The following is a 14683-nucleotide window of genomic DNA, read 5'->3' on the forward strand; positions in this document are numbered from 1 at the left end:
GCTCGCTTCTCATGCGGCCGACTCCGTGAACTCGCGGCGGCGGTGGATGATCGCCCGCGCGGTGATGTTGACGATCAGCGTGATGGCGAAGAGGACCAGGCCGGAGGCGATCAGTGCGCCCCGACCGGTGTCGTTGGCCTCGCCGAACGCGTTGGCGATGTTGGCGGCGATGGTGTTGCCGCCGTTCTCGATCAGGTTGACCGAGATGCCGAAGGTGATGCCGAGGGTGAGCGCCAGGGCGATGGTCTCGCCGAGCGCCCGACCCAGCCCGAGCATCACCGCGGCGACGATGCCCGGCCGCCCGTACGGCAGCACGGCGGTGCGGATCATCTCCCAGCGGGTCGCGCCCAGGGCGAGCGCGGCCTCCTCGTTGGCGGTCGGGGTCTGCAGGAACACCTCGCGGGAGAGCGAGGTGATGATCGGCAGCACCATGATCGCCAGGACCAGCGCGCCGAGCAGGATCGAGGCGCCGAACGGGCCGTCGCCGCCGAAGAGCGGGATCCAGCCGAAGTACCGGTTGAGCCAGGCGGAGAGGTCGGCGACCGGGCCGGAGAAGTAGTCCCGGCCCCAGAGCCCGAAGACCACGCTGGGCACCGCGGCGAGCAGGTCGATCAGGAAGCCGAGCGTGGTGCCCACCCGGCGGGGCGCGTAGTGCGAGAGGTAGAGCGCGATGCCCAGCGCCACCGGGACGGCCAGCAGCAGCGCGATCACCGAGCTGAGCACGGTGCCGAAGGCGAGCGCGCCGATACCGAACTTCGGTTCGGGGTCGTTCGGGAACCAGCCCTCGAAGGTCCAGAAGTTCTCGGTGTTGGCCCGCAGCGCCGGCAGCGCCTTGGCGACCAGGAAGACGGCGATCGCCGCGATGACGACCAGGACGGCCGTGCCGGCGGCCAGGGTGAGGCCGCGGAAGGCCCGCTCGGCGCCGAAGGCCCGGGCCCGGGGCAACGCGCCGCCGCCGCCCAGCCCGGGGCCCTCCGGGGTACGGGTGCTGACTGGTGCCTCGGCCACACGCGCCGAGGCACCGGCGGGCCACTCGCGACTCTCGGTCACGTTGGTCCCGCCGGTGCCGGCGTTGGCCGAGCGGTGAGGGGATTCACCCATCTGTCGCTCGCTTCGGTTGCGGAGGTGGTGTCGGTCGGTCGGCTCAGGCGATGTTCTTGACCGCGGTCTCGACCTTGGTGCGGACGGTCTCCGGCAGCGGGGCGTAGCCCAGCTCGGTCAGCTCGGCCTGGCCCTCGGTGCTGGCCGCGTAGCCCAGGAAGCCCTTGACCAGGGGAAGCTTGTCGGCGGCCAGGCCCTTGGAGCAGACGATCTCGTAGGTCACCAGGACGATCGGGTAGGCCCCGGCCTCCTTGGTGTTGTAGTCGATCTTCATCTTCAGGTCGTCGCCCTGGCCGACCACCTCGGCGCCGGCGATGGTCTTGCCGGCCGACTCGGCGGTCAGCTCGGCGAACTCGCCGGCGCCGTTGCCGATCTTGGCGATGCCCAGCCCGGCGTTCTCGGCGAACGACCACTCCATGTAGCCGATCGTGCCGTCGGCACCCTTGACCCGGCTGGCCACGCCGTCCGAGCCCTTGGCGCCGGTGCCGCCCGGGGCCTTCCACTCCTTGGCCTTGCCGAAGGTCCATTCGGCCTCGGCGGTCTTGCTGAGGAAGTCGGTGAAGTTGTCGGTGGTGCCGGACGAGTCCGAGCGGTGCACCGTCTGGATGGTGGTGCCCGGGAGGTTCACCCCGGGGTTGTCCGCCTTGATCGCGGCGTCGTCCCACTTGGTGATCTTGCCGGCGAAGATCTTGGCCAGGGTGACGGGCTTGAGCTGGAGGTTCTGCACCCCGTTGAGGTTGTAGGCGACGGCCACCGGGCCGATCACCATCGGGAGGTTGATCGCCTGGCCACCGACGCACTTGGCGTTCGCCTGCGGCTGCTCCTCCTCCTTCAGGGCGGAGTCCGAGCCGGCGAAGTCGGCGGTGCCGGCGATGAACGCCTGGATGCCGGCGCCCGAGCCGGAGGGCTCGTAGTTGATGGTGGTGCCCTGGCACTTCTGCTGGTACGCCTTGATCCACTCGGCCATGGCGTTCTTCTGCGCCGACGAGCCCTGGGCGTTCAGCGTGCCGGTGGCGCAGTCGGCGGCGGCGGCCGACCCGGAGGCGGTGGCGCCGCTCGCGGGCTCGTTGTTGTCCGAGCCGCATGCACTGAGGGCGAGCGTCGCGGTAAGAGCGAGGCAGGCGAGAGTGCCGTGCCGCTGGAGCTTCACCTGAGGGGTTTCCCTTCACGTCTGACTTGGCGCCCGGACTGGGGCCCGGGAACCGGCGCTGGCCGGCTGTCACACAAGCTAGGAGCGCCAGGTAGCCGGTTTGCCGGGCGGAAATGAACGCCAGGTGAACTCGTCCGGCCCGCCAGGTGACCGCGTGCTGAGGGCGAGTTGTCCGTTACGTGAACTCAGGTGCCTCTGTCGGAAGTATGGGCATTTTTCAGGGCGCGCAGCGGGTGCCGGGGTGTCGACGCCCCGGCACCCGGCGGCGGAGGCGCGGACGTCCGGGCCGCCGGGCGGGAACAGCCCGGCGGCGAGGCCCGGTCCGGCCCGGGCTCAGCCCAGGTGGTAGTTGACGTGGGCCGACCAGTGCGCGAAGCCGAGCCGCTGGTAGAGCGCGACGGCGGCGGTGTTCGAGTCGTCCACGTAGAGCATCACCCGGTCCAGCCCGCGCCGGTCGCGCAGGTACGCCAGCCCCGCCGAGGTCAGCGCCCGGCCGAGCCCGCCGCGGTGCGCGGACGGGTCCACCCCGAGTACGTAGACCTCGCCGATCCGGGCCGAGCCGGGGCGCTCGTGCACCTTGGTCCAGTGGAAGCCGACCAGCCGGCCGGTCGCCGACTCCTCGGCGAGCAGGAAGCCGGCCGGGTCGAACCACGGCTCGGCGAGCCGTACCCGCAGGTCGTCCGGGGTCCAGCGGCCCTGCTCCGGGTGCTCGGCGAAGGCCCGGGCGTTCAGGTCGAGCCAGGCCGCGTCGTCCGCGCCCGGCCGGAACGCGCGCAGCGCCACCCCGTCCGGCAGCCGCGGCTCGTCCAGCGGGGCGGTCAGCGGCCGGCGCAGTTGCCAGAGCACCCGGGCCCGGCGGAAGCCGAGGTCGACGGCGAGCGCGGCGGCCGACGGGTGGTCGCCGTGCGCCCAGGCACGCAGCGGGCCGGTGGCCGCCGCCTGCACGGCCCGGGCGAGCGCCCGCCCGGTGCCCCGCCGCCGGTGCGCCGGGTGCACCACCAGTTCCACCCCGATGCCGCTCGCGGCGTCGGTGGTGTCCAGGTGGGCGTAGCCGGTGAGCGACCCGTCGTCGCCTCGGGCGACCAGGTGCACGGCCGGGGCCTGCGGGTCGCGCAGCCGGAGCAGCACGTGTTCGTCGAGCGGGTCCGCGCCGTCCGTGTCGCCGGCCCGGCGGGCCAACGCGAGCACGTCGGCGATCTCCTCCGGGGAGAGTCGGTCGGTCCGGGTCACCCGGGCGGTCGTCGGTTCGGCGCTGCTCATCCCGCCACCGTAGCCCGCGGTCGCCGGCGCCGGTCCGCACCGTCCACAGCGGAGTGCCCGGTCACGTCGGCTCGGCGGGCAGCGCCTCCAGCTGGAACCGGCTGGTCAGCTCCGGCAGCATCCGGTACAGCGCGTCCACCGTCCCCTGCCGGTCGCCGCCGGCGTCGTGCAGCAGCACCACGGAGCCCGGCCCGACCTGGCCGACCACCGTCGCGGCGATCGGCCCGGCGCCCGGCGCCTGCCAGTCCGCCGGGTCCACGGTCCAGTGCAGCGGCGTCATGCCGAGCTTGCGGGCCGTCGACACCACCGGCCAGGTCCACGCGCCGCCCGGCTGGCGGTAGTAGGCGATCGGCGCGTCCGGCGCCGCCGCCCGGATCGCGTCGCTGGTGCGGATCAGGTCGGCCCGGATCCGCTCTTGGGACCGGGAACCGAGGGTGACGTCGTGGTCCCAGCTGTGGTTGCAGAGGGTGTGGCCCTCGGCCAGGATCGCCCGGATCAGCTCCGGGTGGGCCAGCGCGTTCTCGCCGACCACGCAGAAGGTGGCCCGCACGCCGAACTCCCGCAGCGCGTCGAGCACCTGTGGGGTGTACCGCGGGTCCGGGCCGTCGTCGAAGGTCAGGGTGACCCGGGAACTGCCGGTCGTGGTGCGGGTGCCGAACGGCCCGTCGGTCTCGGTCGGCTCGGGGGAGTGGCTGGTCCGGTCCTGGCCGGTCGTGTCCGGGCCGTCCGGGTGGTCGGTGGCGGGCGACGGCTGCTCACCGTAGTGCGGGCCGGTGGCGCTGGTGACCACGCCGGAGCCGCCCGGGTCGGGCCGGTCCGGGATCAGGCTCCGGCCCAGGGCGTACGCGGTGCCGAGCAGGGCGGTCACCACCAGCGCGACGATGCCGGCGGCGCGCAGGGCGGACGTCTCCGGCATCAGTGGCCCCGCCCCGGTCGACCCGTCCCCGCCCCCGTGGTCCCTGCACGCACCGCCGCCCCCTCATTACCGGCAAACCCGGCAGTCAGGATATGTGCGTCGCGATGCTCAAAAGGGGCATAACGGAAACTGTCCCCCGGAGAGGTTGGTCCTCCGGCTCAGACCGGCAGCGGCGCGGGCTCCGCGTCCGGCAGCGACCGCGCGGGCGGCACCACGAACTTGTAGCCGACCTGGCGGACGGTGCCGATCATCGACTCGTACTCCGAGCCGAGCTTGGCCCGCAACCGCCGGACGTGCACGTCGACGGTACGGGTGCCGCCGAAGTAGTCGTAGCCCCAGACCTCGCGCAGCAACTGGTCCCGGGTGAACACCCGGCCCGGGTGCTGGGCCAGGAACTTCAGCAGCTCGAACTCCTTGTAGGTGAGGTCGAGCGGGCGGCCCTTCAGCTTCGCCGCGTAGGTGTCCGGGTCGATGGTCAGCTCGCCGGCCCGGATCGAGCCGCCGGCCCCGGAGATCGCGTTGCTCAGCCGGCCGACGGCCAGCCGCAGCCGGGCCTCCACCTCGGCCGGCCCGGCCGAGGCGAGGATGACGTCGTCGACGCCCCAGTCGGCGTTGAGCGCGATCAGCCCGGCCTCGGTGACCACCGCGACCAGCGGCACCCCGAGCCCGGTGGCGTGCAGCATCCGGCAGGTGGCCCGGGCCTCGCTCAGCTCCGAGCGGGCGTCCACCAGCACCGCGTCCGGGCTGGGGCCGGCGACCAGGGTGCGGACGTCGCGCGGCGCGGTACGGACCGAGTGGGGCAGCAGGTCGAGCGCCGGCAGCACAGCGGACGGCTCGCTCGCTCGCGCGGTCACCAGCAGCAGGATCTCCACGATCACCTCCGTCCCGGCGGCGGGCGCCGCGCGTGACCAGCGGCACTCCGCACGGATGTGGCGCTGAGAACTAGGCGTGGGTCCCGGCGTCGCTGACGGGCGGGTATCGGCTTGAGCGTAACCGATCGCCCCGGCCGCGCCTCCGTGCGCTTTCCTGTTTGCCCGCCTTGCCCCTGATCGCGACTCAGGTTTTAACGTCGCGGAAACCGTGCTCCCCGGGTTGCCGGCCGGTCTGGCACGATCGGGGCGTGTTTCCCTCCAGTTCGCCCGAGACCGGCCGCGATCAGTGGCCCGACGGCCCCCGTCCGCAGCCGGCCGGCCCGTCCCGGGGCCAGCCGCCGGCCCCTCGTGGTGGCCCGGCCGTCGACCAGGACGACCGCCGGGAGCGCAGCGGGCCGCGCCGGGCCCGCCGCGGCGGTGAGCCGGCCCGCCGCCCGGACGACGAGCCGGGCGCCGAGCCGGACGAGGAGGCCGTGCCGCCGGTCGAGGTACGCCGGTCGCTCGCGGTCGCCGTCGCCGGGTTCGCCGCGCTGCTCGGGGTGGGTCTGGTGCTCGGCGCGCAGACCTCCGGTCCGGGGCACCGGCTGCCGTTCGCGTTCATCATCCTCGGCGTCCAGATGCTCTACGTGCTGGCCTGGACGATGGCCATGCGGCCGCCCGCGGTGCTGCTGGTCGCCGGGGTCAGCGTGGCGACCGCGGTCGCCGCGGACACCGCCGCGGTGCAGACGGACGTCGCCGGGCTGGCGCCGCTGGGCTTCGTCGCGGTCGGCGGCTTCGTCCTCGGCGTGCTCGGCCAGTTGGTCCGGCGGGTCGACCGGGTGCGGGTGACCGACTCGCTCGGCGGCACGCTGCTGATCGTGGTCGGCGTGGTGGCCTTCGGCACCCTGATCGTGCTCAGCCGGATCCCCGCCGGCACCCAGGCGATCACCGTCTGCCTGACCGCGAGCGGGGTGGCGCTCACCGTCGCCCGGCTGACCGACGCGGTGGCGCCCTGGCCGCGGCTGGCCCCCCAGGTGCCCCGCGGGGCCGCCGGCGTGGTCGCCGGCGCGATGGTCGGCACGCTGGTCAGCGCCCTGCTCGGCAGCTACCTGGTCACCCCGTTCACGCCGACCCGGGCCGCGATCATCGGGCTGGTGGCGGCGGTCGCCGCGGTGCTGGCCGACCTCGCGGTGGGCTACGCCGAGGCGGGCCGGCTGATGGCCGGCGAGCCGCCGACGATGTGGATCGCCCGGCACATGCAGGGCCCGCTCGGCGGCTTCGCGCTGGCCGCGCCCGCCGCGTACGCGATGTGCAAGCTGGTGCTGTGACCGGAGATTGAGCTTTTCCCCTTTCGGGTACGAACGGACCGCCACGGCGCGGGCCGGTGGCGCGGAGACAGGAGGCGGCGTGGCGCAGGACTACCCGTACGAGGAGCGGCCCCGGCGTCGGGGTCGCAAGGTGCTGATCACCCTCGTGGTCCTGCTGCTGGTCCTGGCCGGCCTGCTGGTCGTCGCCGACCGGGTGGCGGCCGGGGTGGCCGAGCGCGCGATCGCCGACCAGGTGCGGCAGGAGGTCGCCAAGCAGGACGCGCAGTCCGCCCCGCCCGAGGTCGAGGTGGGCGGCTTCCCCTTCCTCACCCAGGTCCTCGACGGCCGCTACGAGCGCATCTCCATCGTGCTGCGTGACGTGCAGGGCTCGGTGCAGGGGGACGCGGTCAGCGTGCCGCGGCTCGACGTGGACGCCCGCGACGTGCGCGCCTCGCTGGACACCATCCGTTCCGGGCAGGGCGAGGTGGTGGCCGAGACGGTCAACGGCACCGGCACCATCAGCTACGACAGCCTGGCCAAGCTGCTCGACCGGCCGGGGCTGCGACTGGCCGAGCAGAACGGCCGGCTCGCCGTCACCGCGCCGGTGGACATCCTCGGCCAGCGGCTGACCGTCACCGGCACCGCCGACATCACCGTCGGCAAGGAGGGCCAGGTGGCGCTGCGCTTCAACGACCTGGACGCCGAGGGGCTGCCGAACGTCCCGCTGGCCCGCACCCTGTTGAGCAACTACGCCAAGGGCATCTCGGTCGACGTACCCCTGCCCGACCTGCCGTTCCAGCTCACGGTGCGCGAGGTCCGGCCGCTGCCGGAAGGGCTGGCGGTGACCGCGGACGCCCGCGACGTGCCGATCAACTCGGCCGGCTGAGCGACCGGTCAGCCAGCGGGACGGCCGGCCGGCCCGGCCGTACCGTCGGTCGTGCCGGCGTCCCGGATGCTGGTCGGCCCGGTGGCGACTCCCGGTCCGGCTGGTAGGCTCCCTGGCCATGGGGACGCTCCTCACCAAACGGCGCGCGGTCGACCTGTGCCGCGTGGCCACCTGCCTGTGTCGCCCCGTCATCTGACGGCGGGGCTGTCCTCGGCCGCCTAGCGGCCATCGGCACGCAGGGTCCGCGTACCCTCCGGTGATCCCACCATCGCCCGGCAGCGGCGCCGTCGCACGAACCCGTGATCCGTTCCGTCCATGGGTCCCGCGCGTGGTGCGACACTGACAATCATCGATCTCCGCGCGCTGGCTCACCATCCATCCTCACCAGGGAGTGATCTGATGAGTCGCGACACCGCACTCGTCTCGGCCGAGTGGGCCGAGAAGAACCTCGACGCCCCGGGCGTCGTCTTCGTCGAGGTCGACGAGGACACCTCGGCCTACGACACCGGCCACCTCGCCGGCGCGATCAAGCTGGACTGGAAGACCGACCTGCAGGACCCGGTGCGCCGGGACTTCGTGAACAAGGACCAGTTCGAGGCGCTGCTCTCCGAGCGGGGCATCGGCAACGACGACACCGTCGTCCTCTACGGCGGCAACAACAACTGGTTCGCCGCCTACGCGTACTGGTACTTCAAGCTCTACGGCCACCGCGACGTCAAGCTGCTCGACGGCGGCCGCAAGAAGTGGGAGCTGGACGCCCGGCCGCTGGTCAAGGACCCGGTGACCCGTCCCGCGACGCGGTACGTGGCGCAGGAGCCGGACACCTCCATCCGGGCCTTCCGCGACGAGGTGGTGGCCGCCATCGGCACCAAGAACCTGGTCGACGTGCGCAGCCCCGACGAGTACGCCGGCCGGCTGCTCGCCCCCGCCCACCTGCCGCAGGAGCAGGCGCAGCGGGCCGGGCACATCCCGACCGCGCTCAGCGTGCCGTGGTCCAAGGCGGCCAACGAGGACGGCACCTTCAAGTCCGACGACGAGCTGCGCAAGATCTACGCCGACGCCGGGCTGGACGACAACAAGGAGACCATCGCCTACTGCCGGATCGGCGAGCGTTCCTCGCACACCTGGTTCGTGCTCCAGGAACTGCTCGGCCACCGCAACGTGAAGAACTACGACGGATCCTGGACCGAGTACGGCTCGCTGGTCGGCGTGCCGGTCGCGCTCGGCGACGAGCCCGGGGAGGCCTGAGATGACCGCACCGACCGCTGCCGGCTGCGCCGCTCCCGACCAGGCCGCCCCGCTGCCCGCCAGCCTCGACCTGGAGAAGGAGACAGTCATCACCGGCCAGGTCACGGCCGAGTCCGGTGAGGTGGTGCCGGGCGCGTACGTCCGGCTGCTCGACTCGACCGGCGAGTTCACCGCCGAGGTGGTGACCTCCGCCGCCGGGCAGTTCCGGTTCTTCGCCGCCCCGGGCGACTGGACCCTGCGGGCGCTGTCCCGGTTCGGCAACGGCGACACCACGGTGACCGCCGGCCGGGGCGTCAACGAGGTCGCCGTGACGGTGGCCCTGGCCTGACCCACGCTCTGATCGGCCCCGTGGCCCGTCGTCCCCACCCGGGGAGGCGGGCCACGAGTCGTCTCGCGAGGGTGTACCGGGCAGCGGTGACGCGGCGGCGGGCCCGCTGCCCGCGCGTGACACCATGAGCGGGTGAGCGGTGTCGTCCAGCCGGGGTACGCCCCACCGACCGGTCCCGACCAGCCGGCCGCCCCCCGACGGGGGCGCTGGTTGCTCGTCGTGGCGGTGGTCTGGGCGGTGCTGCTGGCGGCACTCACCTGGGTGTCCGTACGCGACGACCCGCCGACCGTCCGCGAGCAGCGCTCCCTGGACCAGGCCGGCCCGGTGGTCGACCGCGCGGTCGGCGAACTGGTCGCGGCGGCCGGCGACGCGGTGCTGGCGCTGACCCCGGCGCGCGTCGAGCGGGGCTGCCGGGTCACCCCGTTCGCCGACGGCGCCACGCTGGCGCGCGGGGTCGACGTCGTGGTGCCCGCCGGCGAGGAGCGGGCGCTGCTGGAGCGGGTCGCCGACCGGCTGCCGGCGGGCTGGGGGGCCGGCGTGCGGGCGACCCCGGACGGGCCGCGGCTGCGCGCCGACGCGGGCGAGTTCGTCACCGTCGAGGGTCGCGCCGGGACCGACGGCCGGGTCCGGCTGACCGCCGACACCGGCTGCCGTCCGGTGGGCAGCGGCTACGCGACCCCGCCGCCCGGTGCCGCCGGAGCCGAGCTGTCCGTCCTCGCCGAGGCGCTGGCCGCCCTCGGCCGGCCGGCCGGACCGGACCCGGAGGTGCTGGCCGCGCCCTGCCCCGGTGGCGGTGTCGCCCGTACCGCGCGGGTCGCCGGCGGGGCGCCGCCGCTGTCCCCGGCCGCCGCCCTCGCCCGGTTCGCCACCCCGGTCGCCGACACCCCCGAGGTGTACGCCTACCGCCGCGGCGACGTCGCGGTGCTGGTCGACCGGGCCGCCGGCGACAGCCCCGTCTCCGCCACCACCGCCTGCCCCCGCTGACCGCCCGGCCTCAGCGGTCGTGGCTGCCGTCGTGCGGCGTGCGGCTGCGGCCGAGCGCGTCCACCCGCCCCCACCGGCCGGGGATGTCGAGCAGCTCGACCCGACCCATCCCCTCGGGCAGGGCCGGGTCGATGATCAGGTGCTCGCCCTGCGGCTCCAGCCCGAGCATGACCCGCAGCAGCAGCAGCGGGGTCCCGGTGGACCAGGCCTGCGGGCTGCACGCGGTCGGGTACTCCACCGGATACTCGGTGAGTTGGCGCTCGTAGCCGGCGAAGGCCTCCGGCAGCCGCCCGCCGAAGTACCGGGAGGCGGCGAGCATCGACTCGCAGATCCGCCCGGCCTCCTCGCGGAACCCGTACCGCCACAGCCCCCAGGCGATGATCGAGTTGTCGAACGGCCAGACGGTGCCGACGTGGTACCCGATCGGGTTGTAGAGACCCTGGTCGTCGGCGAGGGTACGGACGCCCCAACCGGAGAACAGCCGCGGCCCGAGCAGGTGCTCGGCGATCCGGCCGGCCCGCGACTCGTCGACGATGCCGCTCCACAGCAGGTGTCCGATGTTGGAGCTGAGCGCGTCCACGTGCCGGCCCTCGGCGTCCAGGGCGAGCGCGTAGTACTCCTTCTCCGGGATCCAGAAGTCCCGGTTGAAGCGCTGCTTGAGCGCGGCCGCCTCGCGCTCCAGCCGGTCGGCGTACTCCGGGTCGCCCCAGACGGCGCGGGCCAGCCGGGCGCCGCGCATCTTGGCGTCGTAGGCGTACCCCTGTAGCTCGCAGGTGGCCCGGGGGAAGCCCGGCAACCGGCCGTCGCGGTAGGAGATGGCGTCCCAGGAGTCCTTCCAGCACTGGTTCTGCAGGCCGGTCTCCGGGTTGCGGGTCCGGTACCAGATGTAGCCGGTGCCGAGCAGGTCCCCGTACGTGTCGATCCACTCCAGCGCGGCGCGGGCCGCCGCCTCCAGCTGCTTCACCAGCTTCACGTCGCCGGTCCACCGCTCGTACTCGTCGAGCAGGATCACGAAGAGCGGCGTCGAGTCGGCGCTGCCGTAGTACGGCGAGTGCGGCTGCTCCTCGAAGCCGGCCATCTCGCCGTAGCGCAGCTCGTGCAGGATCTTGCCGGGCTCCTCGTCCCGGAAGTCGTCCAACCGGTGCCCCTGGAGGCCGGCCAGGATCAGCGCGGTCGGCGGGATCAGCTCCGGCAGGTAGGGCAGCAGCTGGAGCGAGGTGATGATGCTGTCCCGGCCGAACAGGGTCATAAACCAGGGCAGCCCGGCCGCCAGCAGCCGCACGCCGAGCGCGATCGACTCGTAGCGCAGCGCCGCGACGTCGTTCAGGCTGCGCCGGTACGCGCCGGCCAGCGGCTCGCAGTCGCAGCCGAGCTTGGGCGCCTGGCTGATCAGCTCGTTCTGCTCGGTCTCGATCGCGGCGGCGCCCCGGTTGCCGCGGTACAGCGGCAGGTTGGACCGGATGTCCTCGCCCCGCGCCCCGTAGACGACGGTGTTCACGTACAGCCGGGTGGTCCACTCGTCGTGCGGGCCGATCCGGACCTGGAAGGTCATGCCCGACACGTCGAGCCGTCCCGGCGCGCTGGTGAGGATCACCGTCTCCCGGTGGAAGGCCTCCCGGCGGTAGGTCAACCGCAACTCGTTCTCGCTCACCGTGGCGGTGATCCGGCCGTGCTTCTGCCGCACGTTCTTGATCTCGAAGAGGTCCGCGAAGTCGGCGCCCATGTCGACCCGGATGGTGAACTCCATCTCCCGGCCGGCGTGGTTGATGACGGTCAGCTCCTCCTCCAGGCCGCTGCCGATCGCCCGACTGCGGATCACCGAGACCTTCGCGTCGAGGTAGTGGGTCGGCTCGCCGGGGACCAGGAAGAACCGGGTGCGGTAGGACTCGGTGTCGTCGACGGAGAGCGCGTGCAGCCGCTCGCCGTCGAGGGTGAGCCGCCAGGTGGAGAGGAACCGGGTGTCGAAGGAGAAGAGCCCGGTGGGGTAGTCGAGGGAGGGCTCGATGTCGCCCCGACGGTCGCTGACCAGGAAGGTGTTGCCGTCCAGGATGCTGACCAGCGCCCTCACCGAAGCCGTCCGGCCTGTTCGCGGGCGACCTCACGGGGGTCCCGGGTGCCGGGCGGGGTGGGGAAGAACCGCCGGAAGGCCAGGAAGAGGACCACGTTCCCGCTGAACGTGCTCTCGTTGCGCAGCACCGCCGCCACCCCCTGCGCGCGGCCGGTGACCAGCCGCTCGAAGAGTTCCTCGCTGCTGTACCAGATGGCGTCGGCCGGACCCCGCTGCCGGCTCACCTCGATCGCGCCGGGCCGCATCCGCACCAGCCAGTGGTCGGTCCCGTCGCCGTTGGTGAGTTCGATCTGGAGGGTGCCGCTGATCAGGCCGCGGAGGATCTCCGGCGCGCGTGCCGGCAGTGATTCGAAGAACCGCTCGATGGCCTGGCCCACAACCGAATCGTAGGCATTAGTCCGAGTTGTCGGGCCGGTATCGGGTCGGGCTCGCGGGTCAGTAGACCAGCGCCTGCGCCCCCTCGGCCATCGCCTCCTCGACGAAGACCGCCGCGCCCGCGATCCGTACGCCCGGCAGCACGTCGCCGGGGCCGATGTCCCGCCGGGCGGCGCACTGGGTGCACGCGGTGACCGTGCCGGTGGTGAGGATCACGTGCAGCAGTTCGGCCAGCGGCGCGGAGTGCGGCAGTTCGAACTCCTGGGCCCGCCCGGGCAGCGCGAACCAGGTCGACTCGCCGGTGAGCCAGAGCGACACGTCCACCCCGGCGGCGGCCGCGGTGGCGGCGACCGTGAAGGCCTGGGCACACCGTTCCGGCGCGTCCGCGCCGGCGGTGGCCTTGACGACGAGAGTGCGGGCCATGGCGCCAGCATAGGATGGTCGGGATGGTCACCGAGATCGGGTTCGTCAGCCTGTTGGTCGCCGGCCTCGGCGCGCTCGCCGGTGGCCTGGTCTACGTCGCGGTACGCATATCGAGAGGACGTTGGTGAGCGCGAGGAGTGAGCCGGGTCTGCGAGCCCCGCAGTCGCGAACGAAGGTGGCCCGGTGAGCGCGAGGAGTGAGCCGGGTCTGCGAGCCCCGCAGTCGCGAACGAAGGTGATCCGGTGAGCGACGAGAACCCGCTGCAGCCGCCGCCGTGGCTGAACGCGCCGCCGGTCGACCCCTACCCGTACGAGGAGAGCCACGACCTGCGGGTCGGTCCGAAGCTGCACCCCACGCTGGACGGCCTGCTGCCGTACATCGGGGTGTGGCGGGGCCGGGGCCGGGGCGGCTTCCCCACCATCGAGGACTTCGACTTCGCCCAGGAGATCCGGATCAGCCACGACGGCCGGCCGTTCCTGTTCTACGAGTCCCGGGCGTGGATCCTCGACGAGCAGAGCCGGCCGGTCCGCCCGGCCGGCCGGGAGGTCGGCTGGTGGCGTCCGGTCCTCAAGGACGACCGGGCCACCGACGAGCTGGAGGCGCTGATGACGACGCCCACCGGCGTGATGGAGCTCTACCTGGGCCGGCGTACCGGCACCCAGGTCGAGTTCGCCACCGACGCCGTGGTGCGTACCGCCACCGCCAAGGAGGTCACCGGCGGGCACCGGCTCTTCGGCATCGTCGAGGGCGCCCTGCTCTACGCCCAGGAGATGGCCGCCCTCGGCCACGGCCTCTCCCCCCACCTCTCCGCCCGCCTCCTCCGCATAGCCGGCTGACCCACCCCACCCCACCCCGGTGATCATGACGTTGTGGTGACCCGCCTCGGCGTGTCGCGGCGACAACTTCATGATCAACAGGGTCCGCCCCGTCAGGGGAGGGGGAAGGTCAGGAGGGTGTGGAGGGTGGGGGTCAGGTGGCAGGCGGGCAGCGGGGTGCCGTCGAGGGTGCGCAGGTGGGTCAGGCCGCGGACCGACGAGGTGAACCAGACGCCGTCGGCGGCGGCCAGCTCCGCCGGGGTGACCAGGCGCTCCGCCGCCTTCAGGCCCAGCTCGTGGGCGTGCGCGAGCAGCCAGGCGGCCGTGGTGCCGGGCAGGATGCCGGTGTCGGCGGCGGGCACCGTGCAGAGCGTGTCGCCGGCCAGCCAGACCACGTTGGCGGTGGGCCCCTCCAGGGCGTACCCGTCGCTGGAGACCCAGAGCACGTCGTCCACGCCGGCCCGCCGCGCCCAGCGGCGGGCCGCCGTGCTCACCGCGTACGACGTCGACTTGATCCCGGCGGGCAGCCAGTCCAGGCCGGTCCGGGCCACCGCCGGCACGCCGAGCGGCAACGTCGCCACGGTGATCCCGTCCCGCCGGGCGGCCCGGGCGGCGGCCGGCACCTCGGCCAGCGTGGCGTAGACGGTCGGCGGCCCGCCGTCCTCCGGGCCCCGGGTGCAGACCAGCCGCAGCGCGCCCTCCACCTCGGCGGGCCAGCCGGCGCAGACGGCGTCCAGCAGGTCGACCAGGGCCTCGGCCGGCGGCAGGGCCAGCTCCACGGCCGCCGCCGCACGGGCCATCCGGGCCAGGTGCTCGTCGCGCAGCCACGGCCGGCCGGCCCGCAGGTGCATCGTCTCGAAGAGCCCGTCACCGCGCAGCACGCCCAGGTCGTCGCCGCGCAGCACCGGCTCCCCGGTCGGAACGAGCCCCCGCCCGAGCACCGCGATCCTCGACGCCATGACCGCCGAGCG

Annotated in this window: 17 protein-coding genes; 8 read left to right on the top strand and 9 right to left on the bottom strand. The window is 73.6% G+C overall.

The genetic code is table 11. The features are described 5' to 3' along the window. Positions 1 to 9: 9 nt before the first annotated feature. The 5 genes from pstC to SM577_RS04525 all read right to left on the bottom strand — a co-directional run bounded on the left by pstC (position 10) and on the right by SM577_RS04525 (position 5305). Entirely contained in the window at positions 10 to 1101 is a 1092-nt protein-coding gene (pstC, locus tag SM577_RS04505) for a phosphate ABC transporter permease subunit PstC (RefSeq protein WP_302920784.1), read from the bottom strand. Positions 1102 to 1144: 43 nt separating this feature from the next. Next, a complete protein-coding gene (gene pstS, locus SM577_RS04510) occupies positions 1145 to 2251 on the bottom strand; it encodes a phosphate ABC transporter substrate-binding protein PstS (protein ID WP_302920785.1) in 1107 nt (368 codons plus the stop codon). A gap of 333 nt (positions 2252 to 2584) precedes the next feature. Beyond that, the gene (gene mshD / locus SM577_RS04515; protein WP_474586357.1) at positions 2585 to 3511 is read right to left on the bottom strand and encodes a mycothiol synthase; all 927 of its coding nucleotides are present in this window, start codon (positions 3509 to 3511) and stop codon (positions 2585 to 2587) included. A 61-nt stretch (positions 3512 to 3572) separates the two neighbouring features. Then, entirely contained in the window at positions 3573 to 4427 is an 855-nt protein-coding gene (locus SM577_RS04520; RefSeq protein ID WP_474586358.1) for a polysaccharide deacetylase family protein, read from the bottom strand. A 158-nt stretch (positions 4428 to 4585) separates the two neighbouring features. Continuing rightward, a complete protein-coding gene (locus tag SM577_RS04525) occupies positions 4586 to 5305 on the bottom strand; it encodes a winged helix-turn-helix transcriptional regulator (protein ID WP_302920788.1) in 720 nt (239 codons plus the stop codon). A 242-nt stretch (positions 5306 to 5547) separates the two neighbouring features. On the opposite strand from SM577_RS04525, the gene SM577_RS04530 reads away from it, so the two are divergent. From SM577_RS04530 to SM577_RS04555, 6 genes are all read left to right on the top strand, one after another. Next, complete coding sequence (locus SM577_RS04530; RefSeq protein ID WP_302920789.1) at positions 5548 to 6606, top strand: hypothetical protein; 1059 nt, start codon at positions 5548 to 5550, stop codon at positions 6604 to 6606. Between the two features lie 79 nt (positions 6607 to 6685). Beyond that, the gene (locus tag SM577_RS04535) at positions 6686 to 7471 is read left to right on the top strand and encodes an LmeA family phospholipid-binding protein (protein ID WP_474582342.1); all 786 of its coding nucleotides are present in this window, start codon (positions 6686 to 6688) and stop codon (positions 7469 to 7471) included. A 118-nt stretch (positions 7472 to 7589) separates the two neighbouring features. Continuing rightward, entirely contained in the window at positions 7590 to 7667 is a 78-nt protein-coding gene (locus tag SM577_RS04540) for an Ms5788A family Cys-rich leader peptide (protein WP_311202345.1), read from the top strand. Positions 7668 to 7870: 203 nt separating this feature from the next. After that, entirely contained in the window at positions 7871 to 8719 is an 849-nt protein-coding gene (locus SM577_RS04545; protein ID WP_302920791.1) for a sulfurtransferase, read from the top strand. A gap of 1 nt (position 8720) precedes the next feature. Next, positions 8721 to 9047, top strand: a complete 327-nt coding sequence (locus SM577_RS04550; protein WP_302920792.1) for a DUF1416 domain-containing protein — start codon at positions 8721 to 8723, stop codon at positions 9045 to 9047. Between the two features lie 132 nt (positions 9048 to 9179). Then, entirely contained in the window at positions 9180 to 10031 is an 852-nt protein-coding gene (locus SM577_RS04555) for a hypothetical protein (protein WP_302920793.1), read from the top strand. A gap of 10 nt (positions 10032 to 10041) precedes the next feature. Here SM577_RS04555 and SM577_RS04560 read toward each other — a convergent pair whose 3' ends face one another. From SM577_RS04560 to SM577_RS04570, 3 genes are read right to left on the bottom strand one after another with little or no spacing between them, the layout of a single operon-like run. Next, positions 10042 to 12099 carry an amylo-alpha-1,6-glucosidase gene (locus SM577_RS04560; RefSeq protein ID WP_474582340.1) on the bottom strand — a complete coding sequence of 686 codons (2058 nt, stop codon included), beginning with the start codon at positions 12097 to 12099 and terminating at the stop codon, positions 10042 to 10044. After that, the gene (locus tag SM577_RS04565) at positions 12096 to 12476 is read right to left on the bottom strand and encodes an SCP2 sterol-binding domain-containing protein (protein ID WP_302920795.1); all 381 of its coding nucleotides are present in this window, start codon (positions 12474 to 12476) and stop codon (positions 12096 to 12098) included. Before SM577_RS04565 ends, SM577_RS04560 begins: the two co-directional genes overlap by 4 nt. A 58-nt stretch (positions 12477 to 12534) precedes the next feature. Next, positions 12535 to 12897, bottom strand: a complete 363-nt coding sequence (locus tag SM577_RS04570) for a DsrE family protein (protein ID WP_109898117.1) — start codon at positions 12895 to 12897, stop codon at positions 12535 to 12537. Between the two features lie 23 nt (positions 12898 to 12920). Between SM577_RS04570 and mtfM the strand changes: the two genes are divergently transcribed. After that, a complete protein-coding gene (mtfM, locus tag SM577_RS04575) occupies positions 12921 to 13025 on the top strand; it encodes a small membrane protein MtfM (RefSeq protein WP_043966460.1) in 105 nt (34 codons plus the stop codon). 114 nt (positions 13026 to 13139) lie between these two features. After that, positions 13140 to 13733: a heme-binding beta-barrel domain-containing protein gene (locus SM577_RS04580; protein ID WP_302920796.1), complete on the top strand. Its 594-nt coding sequence runs from the start codon at positions 13140 to 13142 to the stop codon at positions 13731 to 13733. 92 nt (positions 13734 to 13825) lie between these two features. Here the strand turns inward: SM577_RS04580 and SM577_RS04585 are convergent, their stop codons facing one another. Then, complete coding sequence (locus tag SM577_RS04585; protein ID WP_474586359.1) at positions 13826 to 14671, bottom strand: aminotransferase class IV; 846 nt, start codon at positions 14669 to 14671, stop codon at positions 13826 to 13828. Positions 14672 to 14683 lie beyond the last annotated feature (12 nt).

It is taken from the genome of Micromonospora desertarenae (assembly GCF_056150265.1).

Excerpts from the sequence above, each read along its gene's own strand:
- SM577_RS04550 (WP_302920792.1), top strand. The coding sequence starts at position 8,721 with ATGACCGCACCGACCGCTGCCGGCTGCGCCGCTCCCGACCAGGCCGCC.
- SM577_RS04545 (WP_302920791.1), top strand. The coding sequence starts at position 7,871 with ATGAGTCGCGACACCGCACTCGTCTCGGCCGAGTGGGCCGAGAAGAAC.
- SM577_RS04540 (WP_311202345.1), top strand. The coding sequence starts at position 7,590 with ATGGGGACGCTCCTCACCAAACGGCGCGCGGTCGACCTGTGCCGCGTG.
- mtfM (WP_043966460.1), top strand. The coding sequence starts at position 12,921 with ATGGTCACCGAGATCGGGTTCGTCAGCCTGTTGGTCGCCGGCCTCGGC.
- SM577_RS04570 (WP_109898117.1), bottom strand. The coding sequence starts at position 12,897 with ATGGCCCGCACTCTCGTCGTCAAGGCCACCGCCGGCGCGGACGCGCCG.
- pstC (WP_302920784.1), bottom strand. The coding sequence starts at position 1,101 with ATGGGTGAATCCCCTCACCGCTCGGCCAACGCCGGCACCGGCGGGACC.
- mshD (WP_474586357.1), bottom strand. The coding sequence starts at position 3,511 with ATGAGCAGCGCCGAACCGACGACCGCCCGGGTGACCCGGACCGACCGA.
- SM577_RS04520 (WP_474586358.1), bottom strand. The coding sequence starts at position 4,427 with ATGCCGGAGACGTCCGCCCTGCGCGCCGCCGGCATCGTCGCGCTGGTG.
- SM577_RS04585 (WP_474586359.1), bottom strand. The coding sequence starts at position 14,671 with ATGGCGTCGAGGATCGCGGTGCTCGGGCGGGGGCTCGTTCCGACCGGG.